21 protein-coding genes and 1 tRNA gene are annotated in these 19,098 nt (G+C 69.4%); 12 read left to right on the plus strand and 10 right to left on the minus strand.

All coding sequences use genetic code 11. The features are described from left to right. Positions 1–2: 2 nt before the first annotated feature. Positions 3–743: a DedA family protein gene (locus ACWGJP_RS00245; protein ID WP_452329472.1), complete on the minus strand. Its 741-nt coding sequence runs from the start codon at positions 741–743 to the stop codon at positions 3–5. Positions 744–811: 68 nt separating this feature from the next. Beyond that, a tRNA-Leu gene (locus ACWGJP_RS00250) sits at positions 812–893 on the minus strand. A gap of 135 nt (positions 894–1,028) precedes the next feature. On the opposite strand from ACWGJP_RS00250, the gene ACWGJP_RS00255 reads away from it, so the two are divergent. The 8 genes from ACWGJP_RS00255 (at position 1,029) to ACWGJP_RS00290 (ending at position 7,878) form a co-directional block, all read left to right on the plus strand. After that, positions 1,029–2,171 (plus strand): CpaF family protein, encoded by a 1,143-nt coding sequence (locus ACWGJP_RS00255; protein ID WP_452327739.1) that lies wholly within the window; start codon positions 1,029–1,031, stop codon positions 2,169–2,171. Beyond that, the gene (locus ACWGJP_RS00260; RefSeq protein ID WP_452327740.1) at positions 2,168–3,025 is read left to right on the plus strand and encodes a type II secretion system F family protein; all 858 of its coding nucleotides are present in this window, start codon (positions 2,168–2,170) and stop codon (positions 3,023–3,025) included. The genes ACWGJP_RS00255 and ACWGJP_RS00260 overlap by 4 nt, the downstream gene beginning before the upstream one ends. Further along, a complete protein-coding gene (locus tag ACWGJP_RS00265) occupies positions 3,022–3,960 on the plus strand; it encodes a type II secretion system F family protein (RefSeq protein WP_452327741.1) in 939 nt (312 codons plus the stop codon). The genes ACWGJP_RS00260 and ACWGJP_RS00265 overlap by 4 nt, the downstream gene beginning before the upstream one ends. 22 nt (positions 3,961–3,982) lie before the next feature. Beyond that, positions 3,983–4,180, plus strand: coding sequence for a hypothetical protein (locus ACWGJP_RS00270; RefSeq protein ID WP_452327742.1), 198 nt, complete (start codon positions 3,983–3,985; stop codon positions 4,178–4,180). Next, entirely contained in the window at positions 4,180–4,575 is a 396-nt protein-coding gene (locus ACWGJP_RS00275; RefSeq protein ID WP_452327743.1) for a TadE/TadG family type IV pilus assembly protein, read from the plus strand. Before ACWGJP_RS00270 ends, ACWGJP_RS00275 begins: the two co-directional genes overlap by 1 nt. Beyond that, positions 4,547–5,002 (plus strand): TadE family protein, encoded by a 456-nt coding sequence (locus ACWGJP_RS00280; RefSeq protein WP_452327744.1) that lies wholly within the window; start codon positions 4,547–4,549, stop codon positions 5,000–5,002. Before ACWGJP_RS00275 ends, ACWGJP_RS00280 begins: the two co-directional genes overlap by 29 nt. After that, positions 4,999–5,421 (plus strand): pilus assembly protein TadG-related protein, encoded by a 423-nt coding sequence (locus tag ACWGJP_RS00285; RefSeq protein WP_452327745.1) that lies wholly within the window; start codon positions 4,999–5,001, stop codon positions 5,419–5,421. Before ACWGJP_RS00280 ends, ACWGJP_RS00285 begins: the two co-directional genes overlap by 4 nt. A gap of 66 nt (positions 5,422–5,487) precedes the next feature. Continuing rightward, positions 5,488–7,878, plus strand: coding sequence for an ATP-dependent DNA ligase (locus ACWGJP_RS00290; protein ID WP_452327746.1), 2,391 nt, complete (start codon positions 5,488–5,490; stop codon positions 7,876–7,878). Positions 7,879–7,943: 65 nt separating this feature from the next. Here ACWGJP_RS00290 and ACWGJP_RS00295 read toward each other — a convergent pair whose 3' ends face one another. From ACWGJP_RS00295 to murI, 4 genes are all read right to left on the minus strand, one after another. After that, positions 7,944–8,861 carry a cation diffusion facilitator family transporter gene (locus tag ACWGJP_RS00295; protein ID WP_452327747.1) on the minus strand — a complete coding sequence of 306 codons (918 nt, stop codon included), beginning with the start codon at positions 8,859–8,861 and terminating at the stop codon, positions 7,944–7,946. Positions 8,862–8,938: 77 nt separating this feature from the next. After that, positions 8,939–9,529: an RdgB/HAM1 family non-canonical purine NTP pyrophosphatase gene (gene rdgB, locus ACWGJP_RS00300; RefSeq protein ID WP_452327748.1), complete on the minus strand. Its 591-nt coding sequence runs from the start codon at positions 9,527–9,529 to the stop codon at positions 8,939–8,941. 2 nt (positions 9,530–9,531) lie between these two features. Further along, positions 9,532–10,278, minus strand: a complete 747-nt coding sequence (rph, locus tag ACWGJP_RS00305) for a ribonuclease PH (protein WP_452327749.1) — start codon at positions 10,276–10,278, stop codon at positions 9,532–9,534. A gap of 31 nt (positions 10,279–10,309) precedes the next feature. After that, positions 10,310–11,134, minus strand: coding sequence for a glutamate racemase (gene murI, locus ACWGJP_RS00310; protein WP_452327750.1), 825 nt, complete (start codon positions 11,132–11,134; stop codon positions 10,310–10,312). Between murI and ACWGJP_RS00315 the strand changes: the two genes are divergently transcribed. Further along, positions 11,018–12,526, plus strand: coding sequence for a nicotinate phosphoribosyltransferase (locus ACWGJP_RS00315; RefSeq protein WP_452327751.1), 1,509 nt, complete (start codon positions 11,018–11,020; stop codon positions 12,524–12,526). The two genes, murI and ACWGJP_RS00315, sit on opposite strands and share 117 nt — an antisense overlap. A 27-nt stretch (positions 12,527–12,553) precedes the next feature. Here the strand turns inward: ACWGJP_RS00315 and ACWGJP_RS00320 are convergent, their stop codons facing one another. From ACWGJP_RS00320 to ACWGJP_RS00330, 3 genes are read right to left on the minus strand one after another with little or no spacing between them, the layout of a single operon-like run. Beyond that, complete coding sequence (locus ACWGJP_RS00320) at positions 12,554–12,820, minus strand: DUF3039 domain-containing protein (protein WP_452327752.1); 267 nt, start codon at positions 12,818–12,820, stop codon at positions 12,554–12,556. Positions 12,821–12,858: 38 nt separating this feature from the next. Next, the gene (locus ACWGJP_RS00325) at positions 12,859–14,430 is read right to left on the minus strand and encodes a hypothetical protein (protein WP_452327753.1); all 1,572 of its coding nucleotides are present in this window, start codon (positions 14,428–14,430) and stop codon (positions 12,859–12,861) included. Continuing rightward, positions 14,406–16,064, minus strand: coding sequence for an ABC transporter ATP-binding protein (locus tag ACWGJP_RS00330; protein WP_452327754.1), 1,659 nt, complete (start codon positions 16,062–16,064; stop codon positions 14,406–14,408). Before ACWGJP_RS00330 ends, ACWGJP_RS00325 begins: the two co-directional genes overlap by 25 nt. A 230-nt stretch (positions 16,065–16,294) precedes the next feature. On the opposite strand from ACWGJP_RS00330, the gene ACWGJP_RS00335 reads away from it, so the two are divergent. The 3 genes from ACWGJP_RS00335 (at position 16,295) to ACWGJP_RS00345 (ending at position 18,423) form a co-directional block, all read left to right on the plus strand. After that, on the plus strand, positions 16,295–16,987 hold the full coding sequence (locus ACWGJP_RS00335; RefSeq protein ID WP_452327755.1) for a phosphocholine cytidylyltransferase family protein: 693 nt from the start codon (positions 16,295–16,297) through the stop codon (positions 16,985–16,987). Between the two features lie 83 nt (positions 16,988–17,070). Next, the gene (locus ACWGJP_RS00340) at positions 17,071–18,027 is read left to right on the plus strand and encodes a hypothetical protein (protein ID WP_452327756.1); all 957 of its coding nucleotides are present in this window, start codon (positions 17,071–17,073) and stop codon (positions 18,025–18,027) included. Between the two features lie 90 nt (positions 18,028–18,117). Further along, entirely contained in the window at positions 18,118–18,423 is a 306-nt protein-coding gene (locus ACWGJP_RS00345) for a hypothetical protein (protein WP_452327757.1), read from the plus strand. Between the two features lie 5 nt (positions 18,424–18,428). On the opposite strand, the gene ACWGJP_RS00350 is transcribed toward ACWGJP_RS00345, so the two are convergent. Next, complete coding sequence (locus ACWGJP_RS00350; protein WP_452327758.1) at positions 18,429–19,094, minus strand: dihydrofolate reductase family protein; 666 nt, start codon at positions 19,092–19,094, stop codon at positions 18,429–18,431. Positions 19,095–19,098: the final 4 nt, after the last annotated feature.

Raw genomic sequence — 19,098 nt, forward strand, 5'->3', positions numbered from 1 at the left:
CGTCAGCTCTTGCGGTCTTCGTCGTCCAGATCGAGTACGAGCGCCTCGGCCTCCGCGGCGTCGGTGTCCGGGTCGCCGCCGGCGGCGAGCTCCTTCTTGACCTTGCGGCGCTCCGAGAGGTAGTGCCAGAGCGTCACGATCGCCGTGCCGGCGACCGCGGCGAGCAGGATCAGGTCGATGTATTCGACGACGATGTCTCGCACGAACGGGATGAAGGCGATGAGATAGCCGATCATCGTGAGGCCGAAGCCCCAGAGCATGGCGCCCAGGAAGTTGTAGAGCGAGTACTTCTTCCAGGGCATATGCCCGACGCCCGCGGCGACCGGGGCGAAGGTGCGCACGATCGGGACGAAGCGCGCGAGAATCACCGTGATGCCGCCGAAGCGCTCGAAGAACGCGTTGGTGCGCTCCACGTTCTTGCGGCTGAACAGACCGGACTCCTTGCGTTCGAAGATCGCGGGTCCGCCCTTGTGGCCGATGAAGTATCCGACCTCTCCGCCCACGAACGCCGCCAGCGCGATGAGCAGGGACACGATCCAGATGTTCACGCCGAAGACGTTGCTCGTGTGCGTGAGCAGTCCCGCGATGATCAGCAGGGTGTCGCCGGGGAGAAGGAAGCCGACCAGGAGACCGGTCTCGGCGAAGACGATGAAGCACACCACGAGCAGCGCCCAGGGGCCTGCCCAGTCGATGATGTTCGCCGGGCTCAGCCAGTCCGGGAGGAAGGCGGTCGGTGCGTGCAGAGCGATGTCGAGCACAGTGTTCCCGTCGATTGTCGTGCGGCCGTCGGATGCGCATGAAGGCACCGTTGTGCGGAAGGTGGGACTTGAACCCACACGCCCTGAGGCACAGGAACCTAAATCCTGCGTGTCTGCCAGTTTCACCACTCCCGCGCAGCGTTCCGTCAGTCTATCGGCAGGCTGTGAAACCGCACCTGGGAGGCAGCCCTCGATCGTGATCGGGAAAACCCGATGACGTCCTGTGGATAACTTCTGCGGCCCTCCGGCCGATCCTGTCAGGATGCTCGCGTGAGCCACCCTGCATCTGCCGTCGCCGAGCGCGTAAGGCGTCGGCTGCGTGCGGAACGCACCGACCCCGTCACTGCCCCGGACGAAGCCCGCCGCATCGCCCAGGCAGAGGTGCGTCGGCACAACGATCTCGCGTTGTCGCAGGGCGGGGCCCTCATCGACGATGAGAGTGCCATGGTGCGCGACGTCCTCGCCGCTGTGCACGGCTTCGGGGTGCTGCAGCCGCTGCTGGACGACGACGGGATCGAGGAGATCTGGCTGAACGGTGCGGAGAGCATCCACGTCGCCCGCGGCGGTGTCTCCGAACGGCTGCCGCTGACCATGAGCGAGGCGCAGCTGCGCGATGTGGTCGAGCGGATGCTGCAGACCACGGGGCGACGGGTCGATATCAGTCAGCCGTTCGTGGATGCGTCCCTGCCGGACGGTTCTCGCCTTCACGTCGCGATCGCCGATGTCGTCCGCGGATCCTGGGCGGTGAACATCAGGAAGTTCACGCCGCGCCTGCGCACACTCGATGCCCTCACCGCTCAAGGAGCGCTTCCGGCGGCGATCGCGCGCCTGCTCGGCGACGCCATGCGCTCAGGGAAGAGCATCCTCGTCTCCGGCGCCACGCACGCCGGCAAGACCACGCTCCTCGCAGCACTGCTGGACTCCTGCGCCCAGGCCCAGCGCATCATCACGGCCGAGGAGACCTTCGAGCTGGCCGCGCACGGCCCGGACCTCGTGTCGTTGCAGGGCAGGCAGGCGGGGCTCGAGGGCACCGGCGAGATCTCGCTGCGCAGGCTCGTCAAAGAGGCGCTGCGGATGCGTCCCGACCGTCTCGTGATCGGCGAGGTCCGCGACGCGGAGGCGCTCGACCTGGTGCTCGCGCTCAACACCGGCGTCCCAGGCGCTGCGACGATCCACGCGAACTCGGCGGCGGAGGCGCTCGACAAGCTGTCGATGCTTCCGTTGCTGGCCGGCCGGAACATCGATCGCGCGTTCGTCGCACCGACCATCGCCCGCTCGGTGGATCTCGTGGTGCACTGCGCGAAGACCGCGTCGGGTGAGCGCCGGGTGACGGAGGTCCTCGCGCCCACCGGCGAGGTCGTGGATGGGCAGATCATGACGAGCAGCGTCTACCGAGCGGAGGATGCGTCATGACTCTTCTGTTCGGAGCCGTCCTGGCGGCCGGCGTGCTGCTGTGCGTGTCGCCGTGGATGTGGCCGATCAGGCCCCGGGAGCCGAAGGCGGTGAGGCGCAGCCCCCTGCGACGTCTGCTCGCGGAGGCCGGTCTCGGCGGCTCCGAGCCGCGCGTCCTCATCGCCGTGATGGTTGCAGGCGGCTTGCTCGCCGCATCAGCGGTCTGGCTGCTGACCGGCCTCGCCGCACTCGCGTCCCTCGCCGCGGTCGCCGCCGGCGCCGCTCCGATCGCCTTCCTCCGTGGACGCCGTCTTCGTCTGCGCAAGGCGCGGAGGCAGCTCTGGCCCGATGTCTGCGATCTGCTCATCGCGGCCATCCGGGTCGGGCTGGCCCTTCCTGATGCCGTCGCGAGTCTGGCCGATTCCGCACCCGTGGGGATCCGGCCGGCATTCGCGGTGTTCTCGCGCGATCTGCGCGCGACCGGCCGGTTCGAATCGAGCATCGACCGGCTGAAGGCGACGCTCGCAGACCCCATCGCCGACCGCATCGTCGAGACGCTGCGGATGGCCCGTCAGGTCGGGGGGACGGACCTGACAGGAGTGCTGCGGGCGTTGTCGTCGTCTGTCCGCGCCGACGCCGCCCTCCGGGGCGAGGTCGAGGCGCGGCAGTCATGGATCCATGGGGCGGCGGTGCTGGGGACCGTCGCCCCATGGATCATCCTCGGCCTGCTCGTCCTGCGTCCCGAAGGCGCGCAGGCGTATGCGACACCGGAGGGGATGCTCGTGATCCTCGCCGGTGCAGCGGTGTCCTTCCTCGCGTTCCGCGTGATGGTCCGCGTGGGTCGCCTCCCTGAGCCCCGGCGGTGGTTCGGATGAACATCGTCACAGACGTCGCGATCGCCGCTCTCCTCGGCGGTCTGCTCTCGATCGGAGCGCTGTGCGTGCTCGCGACCCTCCCCAGCTGGCGCGCCGCCAGACTCGAGGTGCGCATCGCGCCGTATGTGCGCGACGTGGTGCCCGATGCCCTTCTGCCGCGCGGGGTCCTCCCGATGAGCGGTGCGCTTCCCGTCGGCATGCGCGGAGTCTGGGCGCGAGCCGGCGCACATTTCGCACGACTGGCCGGCTCGTCCGACGCGCTGCGGATACGACTCGCCCAGGCCGGACGCGAGCTCGATCCGATCTCATTCCGCGCTCGTCAACTCGGCTGGACGGTCGCGGGCTTCGCTGCGGGCTGCGTGCTCGTGATCGCTCTGGCCGTCGCCGGGCGGGCATCCGCTCCGACGGTGCTGCTCCCCGCCATCTGCGCCGCAGCCTCTGCGGTCGTGTACGACGGCGTGCTCACCTTCCGCGCCCGTGCACGTATCGCCCGACTCGCCGATGAGCTCCCGACCGCGCTGGAGTTCCTCGCACTCTGTCTCTCCGCAGGCGAGAGTCTGCTCGATTCGCTCCGCAGGGTCGCGACGATCGGATCCGGGGAGCTGACCTCGGAACTGCGGCACACCGTGCTCGCGGTGAGCACCGGCTCCCCGCTGTCGGACGCGCTCGGCGAGCTGTCCTCGCGCCTGCGGCTGCCAGGGCTCTCCCGTGCCGTCGATCAGGTCGTCGCCGCGCTGGAGCATGGTGCGCCGCTCGCCGCGGTCCTGCATGCGCAGGCCGCGGATGCGCGAGAGGACGCGAAGCGCGGGCTCATCGAACAGGCCGGCCGCAAGGAGATCCTGATGCTCCTCCCCTTGGTCTTCCTGATCCTCCCGCTCTCCGTGCTCTTCGCGGTCTTCCCCGGCATCTTCATCCTCCGGTTCGGCATCGGCTGAACTCCCGACGAAAGGACAACGCATGAATCGAGCACGGAAGTGGCAGACGATCCTCTCCGGCAGAGCGCGCTCCATCGCGTCCGACGAGACCGGCGACGTCCCCGGCTGGGTGCTCGTCACCTTGATGACCGCGGGTCTCGTCGTCCTGATCTGGGCGGTGGCGGGCCCCGCGCTCACCGCCCTGTTCGAGCAGGCGATCGCACGCGTCTCCGGGCTCTGATGCGCAGCGGTCCGGCGTGGGACGAGCGAGGATCGAGCCCCGTCGAGTTCGTGCTCGTCGGGTCTCTGCTCACCGTGCTGACGCTCGCCGTGCTGCAGCTCGGTCTCGCGATCTACGTCCGCAACGTCGTGCACGATGCAGCCGTCGAAGGCGCGCACTACGCGGCGCTCGCCGACACGTCGCTCGAGGAGGGCGCCCAGCGCACGGCGGAGGTGATCGCGACGGCCATCGGCGACGGATACGCCGGCGACATCACGGCATCCACAGCCGGGATCGGTGCGGAATCGCGCGCGGTGATCACCGTGCGCACCGTGCTGCCGGTCCTCGGCCTGATCGGTGTCCCCTCTGCGCTGGAGGTGGAAGCGGATGCTCCGATGGAGTCGCTCGGAGAGTGACGAGGAGGGCTCCGCCGCCCTCGAGTTCATCGTCGTCGGCGTGATCCTCCTCGTCCCGCTCGTGTATCTCGTCCTCGCGCTGGGGATGGTCCAGGAGCAGACGCTCGGCGCCGAAGCGGCCGCGCGCCACACCGCCCGCGTCATCGGCACGGCCGACGACGCAGAGACCGCGACCGCGCGCGCCGAGGCCGTGCTCGCCGGAATCGCGGACGAGTACGGCATGGACCCCGACGCACTCACCGTCTCGATCGCCTGCACGCCGCGCGCGGACGGGTGCCCCGCCCCAGGTGCGACGGTGATCGTGACCGTTGCGACGACCGCGCAGCTCCCCTTCGTCCCTCCTCTCTTCGGCCTCGACCGCGCGGCCTCGATCCCCATCGAGGCGGAAGCCGCACAGAAGGTGTCGCGCACATGGGGCTCCGGGTGAGCGCGCTGCGACAGCTCCGGGAGGACGACGGGAGCGTCCTCCCGCTGATTCTGGGCTACGTCCTGCTCGCGCTCGCCGTCGTCTTCGCCTGCGTGTGCGCGACCGACCTCTACATCGCCCAGAAACGCCTCGACGCGCTCGCCGATGCCGCCGCCCTGGCGGGCGCGGATGGCTTCGTGCTCGTCGTCGACGGTGCCGCCGTGCGCGCCGAACTGAGCGACGCCGGCGTACGCGAACAGGCCTCGGCACTCATCGCCGTCATGCCGGGAGATGCCGTCCTCGTCGCGGCGGAGGCTCCGGACGACGTCACGGCGCAGGTGACAGTGAGCACGATGTGGCATCCGCCGATCTTCTCGCCGTTCGTCCCAGACGGAGTCGTGCTCGAGGCCACCGCGAGCAGCCGCACCGCGCTGCACTGACCGCGACTGTGCGCAGGAGCGGCGTCGTGCGCTCCACAAATGTCAGAGGCGGCTAGGGTTGCGGGCATGACAGCGCAGGTGGTCGACGTCGATGGACGGCGACTGCGTGTGACCAACCTCGAAAAAGTCCTCTACCCCGAGACCGGCACGACCAAGGGCGAGGTCATCGCCTACTACTCGGCGGTCGCTCCGCTGATGCTGCCGCTGCTCATCGATCGGCCCGTTACCAGGAAGCGCTGGGTGGAGGGCGTCGGGACCGCCGAGGACCCCGGCGAGGCGTTTTTCGCGAAGCAGCTCGAACCGGGGGCACCGGAATGGGTACGCCGTCGGACGATCGACCATTCCGGCGGGGGCAAGGACTATCCGCTCGTCAACGACCTGCCCACGCTCGTCTGGGTCGCCCAGATGGCCGGCATCGAGCTGCACGTCCCTCAGTGGCGGTTCTCGGCCGAAGGCGCACGGCAGAACCCCGATCGACTCGTTCTGGATCTGGATCCCGGCCCCGGGGCCGACCTCGCCCTGTGCGCGCATGTCGCGCTGCTCGCCCGCGCCATCCTCGCCGACATCGGCCTCGACCCCGTGCCGGTGACCAGCGGGAGCAAGGGCATCCACCTCTACGCCGCCCTCGACGGCCGCTACACGAGCGATCAGGCATCATCCCTCGCGAAAGAGCTCGCGCGCGCACTGGAGACCGACCATCCGGACATCGCGACGAGCACGATGGCCAAGGCGGTGCGCGGCGGACGGGTCTTCATCGACTGGAGCCAGAACAACGCCTCGAAGACGACGATCGCCCCGTATTCGCTGCGCGGTCGCTCCCGACCCACGGTGGCTGCCCCCCGCACCTGGACGGAGATCGAGGCCCCGTCCCTCAGTCAGCTCGATCTCGAGGCCGTCCTCGCCCGCGTCGCAGACGGCCTAGACCCGGCATCCGCGCTCGCCGCCCACGCTCCCGCGGACGCGCTCGCACCGTACCTCGCCAAGCGCACCGCCTCCCGCACCCCTGAGCCGATGCCGCAGGGCGGCATTCCGGCCGGCCGTCGCGGGCTCCCCCGCTTCGTGATCCAGGAGCACCACGCGCGTCGGCTGCACTTCGACCTGCGCATCGAGCACGACGGCGTCCTGGTGAGCTGGGCCGTGCCCAAGGGCATCCCCGATCGCTCCGCCGGCAATCATCTGGCGGTGATGACGGAACCGCATCCGATCGAGTACCTCGAGTTCCACGGGGAGATCCCCCGTGGCGAGTACGGCGCCGGGCATATGACGATCTGGGACACCGGAACGGTGGAGATCGAGAAGTGGCGCGACGACGAGGTCATCGCCACGTTCACCGGTTCCGGCCCGCTCGGCCGAGCCCGGCTCGCCCTCATCCGCACGGAGGGCAGCGGTGAGAAGTCGGCCTGGCTGCTCCACCGCATGAAGCCGCGAGGGCCGGGGGGCAGCGGCCCCACCCCACCGAGGCCGACCCCGATGCTCCGGATCGACGACGTCCCCGATGCCTCCCCCGCCCCCATGCTGGCCGTCACGGCGACGTCCGGCATGGCCAGAGCCGTCCCCGACGCCTGGGCCGAGATCAAGTGGGACGGCATCCGCGCGATCGGCACCTGGACGGAAGGACGGATGACGCTGCGCGCGCGCAGCGGAACCGACATCACGAACCGCTATCCCGAGCTGACCGCCGACGGCGCCCCCCGCTTCGCGGTCGCCGATGCTGTCGTGGACGGCGAGATCATCGCCCTGGACGCATCGGGACGTCCGAGCTTCCACCGGCTGCAGAACCGCATGCACCTGACCAAGGCCAGAGAGATCGAGCGGGAAGTCGTCAGAACACCGGTCGCCTACCACCTCTTCGATCTGCTCCGTCTGGACGGCAAGGACCTCACCCGCCTCGCCCTACGCGATCGACGCGCACTGCTGGAGACGCTCGCGGAGAGCGCGGAAGGGCCCGTGCTCGTTCCGCCCGTGTTCGACGACGTCGATGCAGCGCTCGAGACCAGTCGTTCGCTCGATCTCGAAGGGGTCGTCGTGAAGGATGCCCGCTCGCCGTACCGACCGGGAGTCCGCTCCGAGGCCTGGCTGAAGATCAAGCACACCAAGGCCCAGGAGGCCGTGATCGTCGGCATCCGTCCCGGCAAGGGCAACCGCGCAGGCGGAATCGGCTCGTTGCTGCTCGGGATTCCCGAAGGCGACCGGCTCCGCTACATCGGACGCGTGGGAACAGGGTTCACAGATCGCATCCTCACCGACCTCCTCGCCCGGCTCGGGCCGCTGCGGTCCGCGACGCGTCACGTCGACGGCGTCCCGGACGCCGACGCCCGCGACGCCGAATGGGTGCGTCCGGAGCTCGTCGGCGAGGTGGAGTTCGCGAACTGGACGCCCGACGGTATTCTGCGTCACGCCCGCTGGCGCGGCCTTCGTCCGGACAAGCGGCCGGACGAGATCGTCACCGAGGGGTGACCTGCGGCGTGCAGAGGCGGTGCACCGGCCCGATCTCGATCGCCCCGATCACCCGCGCGTCGCCCTCAGGCGTGCGAATGCTCGCAGTCGGCGCGGTCGGCGGGCTCGATCTGGAACGTCGAATGCGCCACGTCGAAATGATCGGCGAGGCAGCCCTGCAGACGTGCGAGCAGTGAACCCGCGCCGCCGTGTGCGAGAAGATCAGGCTCCGCCGTGATGTGCGCCGTGAACACCGGCGCACCGCGCGTGAGCTGCCAGACGTGCACGTCGTGGACGCCGACGACGCCTTCCAAGCCCTGCAGGTGGGCGCGGATCTCCGCCACCGTCATCCCCTTCGGCGCGGATTCGGACAGCACCGAGACCACCTCGCGCAGGAGCGTGATCGCTCGGGGGATGATCATCACCGCGATGAAGAGGGAGGCGATCGCGTCGGCAGGCATCCACCCCGTCGTGATGATGACCACGGCAGCCGCGATCACCGCCGCCGATCCGATGAGATCCCCCAGCACCTCGAGGTAGGCGCCGCGCACATTGATGCTGGTCCGCTGCGCCGCACCGAGCAGCCACAGCGCGACAGCGTTCGCGATCAGTCCGACGATCGCGATGACGAGCATGAGGGGACCAGCGACCTCGGCCTCTGCAGGGTCCAGCAGACGCCCGATCCCCTCAACGCCGACGATGACGGCGAGAACGATGAGGATGATCGCGTTGATCAGCGCGCCGAACACCTCGGCGCGCTGATAGCCGAACGTCCGCCGGTCGTCGGCCGGTCGCGCGGCGACGATGCTCGCGATCAGCGCGATGACGAGCGCCGAGGCGTCCGTGAACATGTGCGCTGCGTCCGCGAGCAGCGCGAGAGAACCTGTCAGCCACGCTCCGATCACCTGCACGATCATGACCGCAGCGGTCAGGCACAGCGAGATCGTCAGCAGTCGTCTGCTGCTGGCTGCTCGGATGCCGTGGGCGTGCGCGTGATCGTGCATGCCTCAAGGCTACGAGGAGAACGGCTCGTCAGAGGCCGATTCCCGTAGTCGGGAATGGGGATGATTCTCAGTCGCGCTCAGAGCTCGGCGAGCAACGGCACGAGTGCGAGGAAGGCCCGTGCACGATGGGACTGCTCCTGCTTCTCCTCCGCGGTGTACTCGCCCACGGAGCGCTCCGCACCGGTCTGACCGTCAGGGATGAAGATCGGGTCGTAGCCGAAGCCGCCTTCGCCGGACGCCTCGTGTGCCAACCGCCCTGGCCAGACGCCCTCCACGACGCGTTCGACCCCCTCCGGGGTGACCAGCGCGATCGTCGACGTGAAATGCGCGGCGCGGTGCGGGTCGGCGATGTCCGCCAGCTGATCGAGGAGCAGCTCGAGGTTCGCGACGGCATCCTTCTTCTGCCCCGCCCAGTAGGCGGAGAAGACCCCGGGAGAGCCTCCGAGCACGTCGACGCAGATCCCCGAGTCGTCAGCGAGCGCGGGGAGCCCGGTGTGGGCGGCGGCCGCGCGGGCCTTGATGAGCGCGTTCTGGGCGAACGTCACGCCGTCCTCGACGGGCTCCGGCCCGTCATAGCCGACCACCTCGAGATCCGGTCTCGTCCGCTCGACGATCTGCGCGAACTCGGCGACCTTGTGCGGGTTGTGCGTGGCGAGGACGATGCGCATCGTCACACCTGCGTCGACGACGAGAGGGCGGCGAGCTGGTGCCCCTTCAGGTCGGCGCAGCCCGCGACGCCCAGATCCAGGAGGGCGTCGAGCTCGCGCTTGTCGAAGGGCGCGCCCTCCGCAGTGCCCTGCACCTCGACGAACAGGCCACGGCCGGTGACGACGATGTTCATGTCCGTCTCAGCCCTGACGTCCTCGACGTATGCCAGATCGAGCATGGGCTCGCCGTCGATGATGCCCACCGACACCGCGGAGACAGAGTCGAGCAGCGGAGTCGCGTTCTTGCCGATGAACTTCTTCTCCCTGCCCCATTCGATCGCGTCGGCCAGCGCGACGTAGGCGCCCGTGATCGCGGCCGTGCGCGTCCCGCCATCCGCCTGCAGCACATCGCAGTCGATGACGATGGTGTTCTCACCCAGAGCCTTGGTGTCGACGACGGCGCGCAGTGCCCGACCGATCAACCGGGAGATCTCGTGCGTGCGGCCGCCGATGCGCCCCTTCACGCTCTCGCGGTCGTTGCGGCTGTTCGTGGCCCGCGGCAGCATCGCGTACTCCGCCGTCACCCAGCCCTTGCCCTTGCCGGTCAGCCAGCGGGGAACTCCGTTGGTGAAGGATGCCGTGCACAGCACCTTCGTCCCGCCGAAGCTGATGAGGGCCGATCCCTCGGCCTGGGCGCTCCAGCCCCGCTCGATCGTGATCGGACGGAGCTGATCGACGGAACGGCCGTCGGCGCGGACGATGTCAGACATGGTGGTCTCCTTCGGTGGAGGGATCAGGCGCTCAGACGCGCGGGGGAAGGTCGATGACGCCGGTCTGCACGAGCTGCACATCGCGCACCTCGCGGCCCATGAGGCGGTTGGCGAGGAGCGTGAAGTCCTCGGCGGAGGATCCGGTCGCCTCGTAGACGTAGCTCGCCGTGGCGTCCGGCGGTGCGAGCAGGTCCCCGCGCACGAGCTGACGGTAGACGTCGGCGGCCGTCTCATCGTCGCTGGAGACGAGCGAGACGCGCTCGCCCATGACGTAGCCGATCGCGCCGCGCAGGAAGGGGTAGTGCGTGCAGCCGAGCACGAGCGTGTCCACACCGGCGTCCCTCAGCGGTGCCAGGTACTCCTCCGCCGTCGCCAGTACTTCGGGGGTTCCGGTGATGCCCGCCTCGACGAACTCCACGAAGCGCGGACACGCCGCCGTGAACACCTCGAGGCGCTCATTGACCTCGAGCATGTCCTGGTACGCGCGCGAACCGATCGTACCCACGGTTCCGATCACGCCGATGCGGCCGTTGCGGGTCGTGGAGACTGCTCGGCGAACGGCAGGGCCGATCACCTCGACGACAGGGACGTCGTAGCGCTCCCGCGCGTCGCGCAGCATGGCCGAGGATGCCGTGTTGCAGGCGATCACGAGCATCTTCACGCCCTGATCCACCAGGGTGTCGAGAACTTCCAACGAGTACCGTCGCACGTCGGCGATCGGCTTCGGGCCGTACGGCGAATGGGCGGTGTCCCCGATGTAGACGAAGGACTCGCGCGGCAGCTGCGCGCGGATCGCACGTGCCACCGTGAGGCCTCCGACACCGGAGTCGAAGATCCCGATGGGTGCGCCGTTCATGACTCCCCAGCCTACCGTCCGCATCTGCGAGGGTCGAAGACACGACGCGCTCACTATGCTGAGCGCATGACCTCGTCGACGGCGCTGCTCACCGACCGATACGAACTCACCATGCTGGGCGCGGCGCTGCGCGACGGGACCGCCTCACGGCCGAGCGTCTTCGAGCTGTTCTCCCGCCGGTTGTCCGGTGGACGGAGGTTCGGCGTGGTCGCGGGGACCGGCCGGCTGCTCTCGCTGCTGCGGGAGTTCCGCTTCGGCGAGGATGAACTGCGCTTCCTGCGCGACAACGATGTCGTCGACGCCGAGTCGCTGCGCTACCTCGAGGCGTATCGCTTCACCGGGACGATCAAGGGCTACCGCGAGGGCGAGCTCTACTTCCCCGGCTCGCCCATCCTCACCGTCGAGGGCAGCTTCGCGGATGCCGTGGTGCTGGAGACCCTCGCATTGAGCGTGCTCAACCACGATTCCGCTGTGGCGACGGCCGCGTCGCGCATGAGCATCGCCGCCGGGGAGCGGCCTCTCGCCGAGATGGGCTCGCGCCGCGCCGCCGAGCAGTCCGCCGTGGCCGCTGCGCGCGCCGCCTACATCGCGGGGTTCGGCGCGACGAGCAACCTCGAGGCGGGACGGCGCTGGGGCATTCCGACGATGGGCACTGCCGCGCATTCCTGGACGCTGCTGCACGACAGCGAGGAGGCGGCGTTCCAGGCCCAGATCGACAGCCTCGGCACGGCGACCACTCTGCTCGTGGACACCTATGACATCCGAACCGGAGTGGAGACCGCCATCCGGGTCGCCGGCACAGGGCTCGGCGGCGTGCGCATCGACTCGGGGGACCTGCCCATCGTCGCCGCCGAGGTGCGGGCGCAGCTGGACGAGCTCGGCGCGACCGAGACGAAGATCACGGTCACCAGCGATCTCGACGAGTACGCCATCGCAGCCCTGGCCGCCTCGCCCGTCGATTCCTACGGTGTGGGCACGTCGGTGGTCACCGGCTCCGGATATCCCACGGCGAGCATGGTGTACAAGCTCGTCGCACGTCAGGCGGCGGATGGCTCCTGGGTCGGCGTGGCCAAGGCGTCGACGGACAAGGGCTCACAGGGCGGCCGCAAGGTCGCCTTCCGCACGCTTGAGGATGGTGTCGCGAGCGCCGAGACGATCGTCGTCTCCGATGGGTTCGAAGAGCTCGACACCCCGGCGGAGCATCCCGGCTCCCGCGCGCTGCAGACGATCTTCGTCGATCGGGGCGAGATCGATCCCGCCTTCGAAGGAGCGGCGGGAACCGCCGCTGCGAGGGCGCATCACCTGCGCGTGCGGGAGGAGCTCCCCGTCCGTGCACTCGCCCTCAGCAAGTCCGACCCTGCGATCCCCACCGTGTTCAGCGAGGCGCGCTGAGCTGACAGGCCTCGCCGCATCGGCGGCTCACGAGGTCATGGACTCGTAGATCTCCTTGCAGGTCGGGCAGATGGGGAACTTCTCGGGATCACGACCGGGCGTCCACTTCTTGCCGCACAGCGCACGCACCGGCTTGCCGGTGATGGCGGATTCGAGGATCTTGTCCTTCTTCACGTAGTGGCTGAAACGCTCGTGATCGCCCGGCTCGATGTTCTCCTCTTTGAGAAGCTCTTCGAGTTCGCGATCAAGCGTTGCCACGCCGCCCTGATCGGGGCTTTCCAGCGGAGTGCTCATGCCGTGAGTCTAGTCGTCCCCCGACGATGTCGCCCTGATCATGCGGTCTCGACGAACTCCATCAGCCGCTGCCCGCTGCGCTCGAAGATGAGACCGCCGATCCATGCCCCCAGGCCGAGGATCACGACGCCGAGTCCGAGGCCACCCCAGAAGGCGGCGGGTGCGTAGGCGTCGCCGGAGATCACCGCCGCAGCGAAGAGCCAGATCGCCGGAATGCTCAACACGAGCGTCCCGAAGAAGGCCCACGCCTGACCGAAGGTGCCGCGCGAGGCGGAGCGCTGCGGTTGCTGGAACGGGCTGTCCCCCGGCCTCGAGACCGCATACGGCGCGACGACGGAGACGACGCTGGAGAGACCGAGACCGCTGAGGAAGAGGGCGCAGGCGAGACCGGTCAGCGGCAGGAGCAGGCTCCAGTCCCCCACCAGGGCGAGCGTCGCGGGGATCGCGACCGCGAGCACGGGGATCGCGACGAGGGCGATCGGGATGAGCCGGCCGAGCCGGTCGGGAAGCCCGCGTACACCGCTGGCGACGTGCGTCCAGAATGCTGTCGAGTCGTAGGCGACGTCGTTGTGCGGCAGCCACCCGAAGAACAGCGCCATGACCGGGACCGGGACGAGCACGGCGACCTCGAAGGGCACGCCGGCGATGAGAAGCGGAAAGACCGTGAGAACCCCCGCGATGGGCACCACGACGGTGTTGACGACGTATCGCCGATCGCGCAGCCAGTACACCAGGCTTCGCGCCGCGATCGCGCCGAAGGGCGTCGAGGGGAGCAGAGCGAACCAGCCGAGGCCGTTGCGCTCGCGGGCAGCCGTCGGGCGCTCCGTCGTCGTCAGCAACCGCTGGACGAGCCAGGACCAGGCGAAGGCCAGCAGGGCGGCGCCTGCGACGAGGACGAGACCGCTCGTCCACGCGCCGGCCGTGTCGCCCGCCGCGATCGCGAAAACGGTGCCAGGGCCCGCAGCGAACGGCGTCGCACCGGCGATCACCGTGGCGAGGGAGACCGCACCGGGCACCTCGCCCTGCCCCTGCCACTCCAGCGAGGCGAAGAAGATCGCGACCGGGAAGGCGATCACCACGATCGCCAGGGCGAACACCGCCGTCAGCTCCCTCGAGCGGCGCTCCGGCAGCCAGAGCGCGTTCAAGGCCATGCCGATCCGTGCCGCGAGCACCGTGCAGAGCAGACTGACGATGCTGACGGCGACGGCGACCGGCCATGGCGTGCCGAGGCTCACCGCGACGATCGTGACGCAGACCGCCAGCGCGAGCAGGGCGAGTGTCGGGATGCTGATCAACGAGGCGAGCGCGAGCACCCACGGCATCCGACGCTCGTCAACGCCGAAGACGGCGAACCGCCGCGGATCGAGCTGGTCCGTCGTGCCGACGAGCACAGGGCCGATGAGGAACGCCGCGAAGATCGCCGCACCGCCCAGCACGATCACCGAGCGCGCCACGGCGACGTCCGCATCGGCCAGGCTCAGCACGGCGACGCACGCCGTCACCGTCAGGGCGATCGCGACGGCCAGGCCGACGAGGCTGCGCGCCGCACGGGTTCCCCGAAGCGCACCGATCAGCAGCGCCGCCCTCAGTCGGAGAATGTGTGCAACCACTCGAGCCCCTCCACCTCGCCTGCCGACCCCGCCAGCTCGACGAACCGCGACTCGAGGGTCTGCCCCGCACGCACGTCATCGACCGATCCCTCGGCGAGGACGTCTCCGTCGACGATGATGGCCACGCGTGAGCACACTCGCTCGACGAGATCCATGCCGTGACTGGAGAGGATCACCGTGCCGCCGTGCGAGACATAGGCCCGCAGGATCTCCAGGATGACGCCCGATGAGACCGGGTCGACCGCTTCGAAGGGCTCATCGAGCACGAGGACGCGCGGCGAATGGATCATCGCACCGGCGAGCATGAGCTTCTTCGTCATGCCGGCGGAGTAGTCGGAGACGACACGACCGAGCGCGTCGCCGAGATCGAAGGCGCGCGCGAGATCTCCCGAGCGCTTCTCGATGACGTCCGGCGCGAGTCCGCGAAGAAGGCCGTAGTAGTGGAGCAGCTGGCGGCCGGTGAGCCGGTCGAAGGTCCGCAGCCGGTCCGGCAGCACGCCCATGGCGCGCTTGGCCGCGAGGGGTTCGACAGCCTGATCGATCCCTGAGACGTGCACGGTGCCGGCATCGGGGCGGAGCAGGCCTGCGATGATCGACAGCGTCGTCGTCTTGCCCGCACCGTTCGGGCCGACGATTCCGTAGAAGGACCCGGCCGGGACGGTCAGGTCGATGCCGTTCACCGCACGGTGGTCTCCGAAGTCTTTGACGAGCCCCCGGACCCGCAGCGCGTCGACGGCGGACTCCGCTCCGCTCTCCCGCTCATCGGGGACCTCCGCAGCCCCGGAATCCGTCGCTTCTGCAGGGACGTCCTCGGTGCCGGTCGTCGGCGCGGAGGGCTCGCTCGGCGCCGGTTCCGGTGCGCTCACGAGCTCGGCGGGCTCCTGCACCGGCTCGACCACGGAGTCCTGCGCGGGAACGTCCACGAGGTCGGCGGAGTCCTGCACCGAGCCGGCGACGGGTGCGTCGACGATCGCCGTGTCCTGTCCTGTCGACGCGTTCTGCTCGCGATCGGACACGGTCTCGAGCGCGGGGGCAGCTGCATCGGCTGCCACCTCTCGCTTCGCCGTGGCGCCCCGCTTCGCCGCCGGCCGTTTCGCGGCTGCCGTCGTTCCCGCGGCGGACGGCCGCTTGGCCGCCGGGCGCTTGGCCGCAGGCCGCTTCGCGCCCGCATCGGACGTCGCCGACGACCCTGGTGCCGCCGTCGCAGCTGCGGAGGAAGGCCCGTCCGCCGTGTCGACGTCGTGGTCAGCGGCGGCGCTCTTCGCGGCGGCCTTCTCCGCGCGCTGGGCGGCCTTCTGCGCCGCAGTCTTCGCCGCGGCGCTCTTCGCAGCCGTGGTCTTGGCCGACGTGGCGGCTGCTGTCGCCTTCGCCGCGGCGGTCTTGCTCGCGGCCGCCCGCGCGTTCGCCGACTTCACCGCCGCGGTGCGCGCCGCGGTGGTCTTCGCCGTGGACGACGAAGTGCTCCGCGCGGTCGTCCCCGTACGCGCCTTCACGGCTGCCGTCTTCGCCGCGGCCGCGGAGGCCGCCGTGCGGGTGGGGCGCTTCGGCCGCTCCGTCGACGGGGCCGCCTCCGAGGCGCGCTCCTCTGTCGGCGCGTCGACGAGGTCGGCTGATTCGTCAGGGGAGGAAGTCACCGTTCAAAGGTACCAACCGGGGCCGACTTTCCGTGATCCCGCGCAACATTGCGCAGATCTCATCGACGGGCGCTGCACGCACCTGGATAATGGGTGTGGAAACGATCACGAATCGGCAACGGCGACGACCGCGTCGGGATGTTCCCAGGGGGCATCGCTAGCATGAACTCGGCACGAAGAGGTGTCTGGTCGGTGAACCGGCCGTGAACACAGATTCTTTAGGAGCTTTCGTGACTCTTCAGACCGTCATCCTCGCCGCGGGCATGGGCTCGCGCCTCGGCCGTGCGCTGCCGAAGCCGCTCACCGAGCTCGGCGACGGCCGCACGATCATGCAGCAGCAGCATGAGAACATCCGGGCCGCGTTCGGCGGCGACGCACGCATCACCGCCGTCGTCGGCTATCGCGCCGAGGCCATCATCGAGGCCTTCCCTCGCGTGAACTACGTGCACAACGAGCGCTACGACGAGACCAACACCTCCAAGAGCCTGCTGCGCGCGCTCGCCGCGACCGGGCGAGGCGGTGTGCTCTGGATGAACGGCGACGTGGTGTTCGACCCGCGCATCCTCGGCCGTGCCATCGACTACATCGAGCGCGACCAGTCCTTCGTCACGGTGAACACCTCCAAGGTCAGCGACGAAGAGGTGAAGTACACGGTCACGGCCGAGGGCTTCATCGACGAGCTGTCGAAGACCGTCAAGGGCGGTCTCGGTGAGGCTGTCGGCATCAACTACATCTCCTCCGCGGACAAGAAGGCTTTCATGCGCCAGCTGCAGCGCGTCGAGGACCAGGATTACTTCGAGCGCGGTCTCGAGCTCGCCATCGCCGAGGACGGCCTGCTCCTCGAGCCGATGGACGTCTCCGACCTCTACGCCGTCGAGGTGGATTTCGCCGAGGACCTGGAGCGCGCGAACCTCTTCGTCTGAGCCCTCCACGCGCCGAAAGCCCGGTGCCTCATGAGGCACCGGGCTTTCGGCGTTCTCGCGGCAACCGTTCATAGGATCGGCATATGGCCGCCAAGGTGCACAAGATCCATTCGCTGCCGGATGACGCCCCCTGGGATCGCGGCGCGCCCCCGGCCGGCTCCGCCGAGCATCCGCTCGCAGTCCGCGGCCTCGACCGCGTGCTGGCGATCCAGCGCCCCCTCGTGCTCGCGCACATCAGGAGCATCCGACTGCGCAACCCCGCGTCGACCCCGGAGCAGATCGTCCGGATCCTCGAAAGGCGCTACCTGGCCGCCGTGACGACCGGCGGCGCGGCGGTGGGCGCCACGGCCGTGATCCCTGGCATCACCACGGGCGTGACTCTCGCCCTGTCCGGAGTCGAGACCGTCGGCTTCGTCGAGTCGACGGCGCTGTTCGCCCAGTCCGTCGCCGAGGTGCACGGCATCGCGATCGAGAACCCCGAACGTGCTCGTGCGCTGGTGATGACGCTGATGCTCGGCAAGGAAGGCGTCGAGCTGGTCTCGCAGCTCGCGGGACAGGCCTCGGGGCGCGGCACCGGGCGGTCGGCGTATTGGGGCGAGCTGGTGACGAAATCGCTGCCGAGGGCCGCTGTCGGCCCCCTGGTCGATCGACTCAAGACGATGTTCGTGAAGCACTTCGCCGCAGCCGGTGGCGCCTCCTTCATCGGCAAGGCGCTTCCCTTCGGTATCGGCGCGGCCGTCGGGGGTGCGGGCAACAACATCCTCGGACGTCGCGTGCTGGTCACCTCGCGTCGCGCTTTCGGTGCGGCGCCCGCATCCCTGCCTGCAGAGCTGGAACCGGTGACGGGCGCGGAGAAGATCGAGACGAGGATGCTCCATGGAGCGCGAGTGACAGGCGCCGCCATCTCGGGGGCGGCTGCGACGACCGCGCGCGGCGTCGGTTGGGCGGGCAGAAGGATGACCGAGCTCGGCCGACGCCGGAAGGACGCTCCCGCGCTGGACACGACGGACGACGCCGAGGAGCCGATGCCGGAGGACTGATCCTCCACAGCCGACGAGTTGTACACAGCTTCCGGGACGTCTTCGTCCACGGTCGCCGCCGTGTCCGTCGACGTTCATACCGTGTGGGGCATGCTGATTCCCATCGATCCCGCGCAGCGGCCGCCGGCCGTCGCCTACCGCGTGCCGTGGCGGGTCGACCGCACGGACACCGCTCACCCTGTCGTGATCAACGAAGGTCGTGACGCGGTGGACTTCGTGCGGGCCTTCCACTCCGACGGGGGCGACGGCGAAAGCACCCGCCTCTGGGGGCAGGTCATCCCGAACGAGCGCATCGAGCTCTGTCTGTGCGCCGCCGGACTCGATGACGTCGTCGTCACGCTCGCCTGGTTCCGGCAGGCGGATGGCCTGGAGTACCTCTGGAGGTTCGTCGTATGAACGCGTCAGCGCTCTCCGCCTGTGCGCCGGGTGAAGACGACGTGGATCACACCGCTCTCGGCCACCTCCGAGGAGACCTCGTGCGTCAGCTCGAGGCCGCGCAGTCCCTCCCAGAGCCGCTCGCCCCTGCCGAGCAGGAGCGGACTGATCGCAAGATGCAGTCGATCGACCAGCCCCGCCCGGAGGAAGGCGTTCGCCGTGCTCACACCGCCGCCGATGCGGACGTCGCGTCCCGCCGCTGCCTCGACCGCTTCGGCCAGCACGCTCCCGATCGGCGCATCACGGAAGTGGAACGTCGTCCCGCCCTTCATGGGAAGCGCCTCTCGGGGCGCCGTGCGGGTGAGCACGTAGACGGGCACGCCGAACGGTGGCTCGTCCCCCCACCATCCGCGCCAGTTGGCGTCGTCAGGGTTCGCGTGCAGCCCGAACATCCCGGCTCCCATGATCTCCGCGCCGACGCCCTCGAAGTAGGCCGCCGCGTGAGCCTCATCGACGCCGGTGGTCCCCTCGCCGCCGCTCTCCCCCAAAACGCGTCGGCGGAAGGTCCTCGTGGCCGCGTAGTCCGCCGTGAGCCGCCCCCAGTCCTCTCCCATCGGGTTCTCGGGGGTCTGATCGGCCGTCGTCGCGAAGCCGTCCAAGGAGATCATCATGTCGATGCGCACGCGGGTCATGTCG

The organism is Microbacterium sp. NPDC055903 (genome assembly GCF_053615555.1).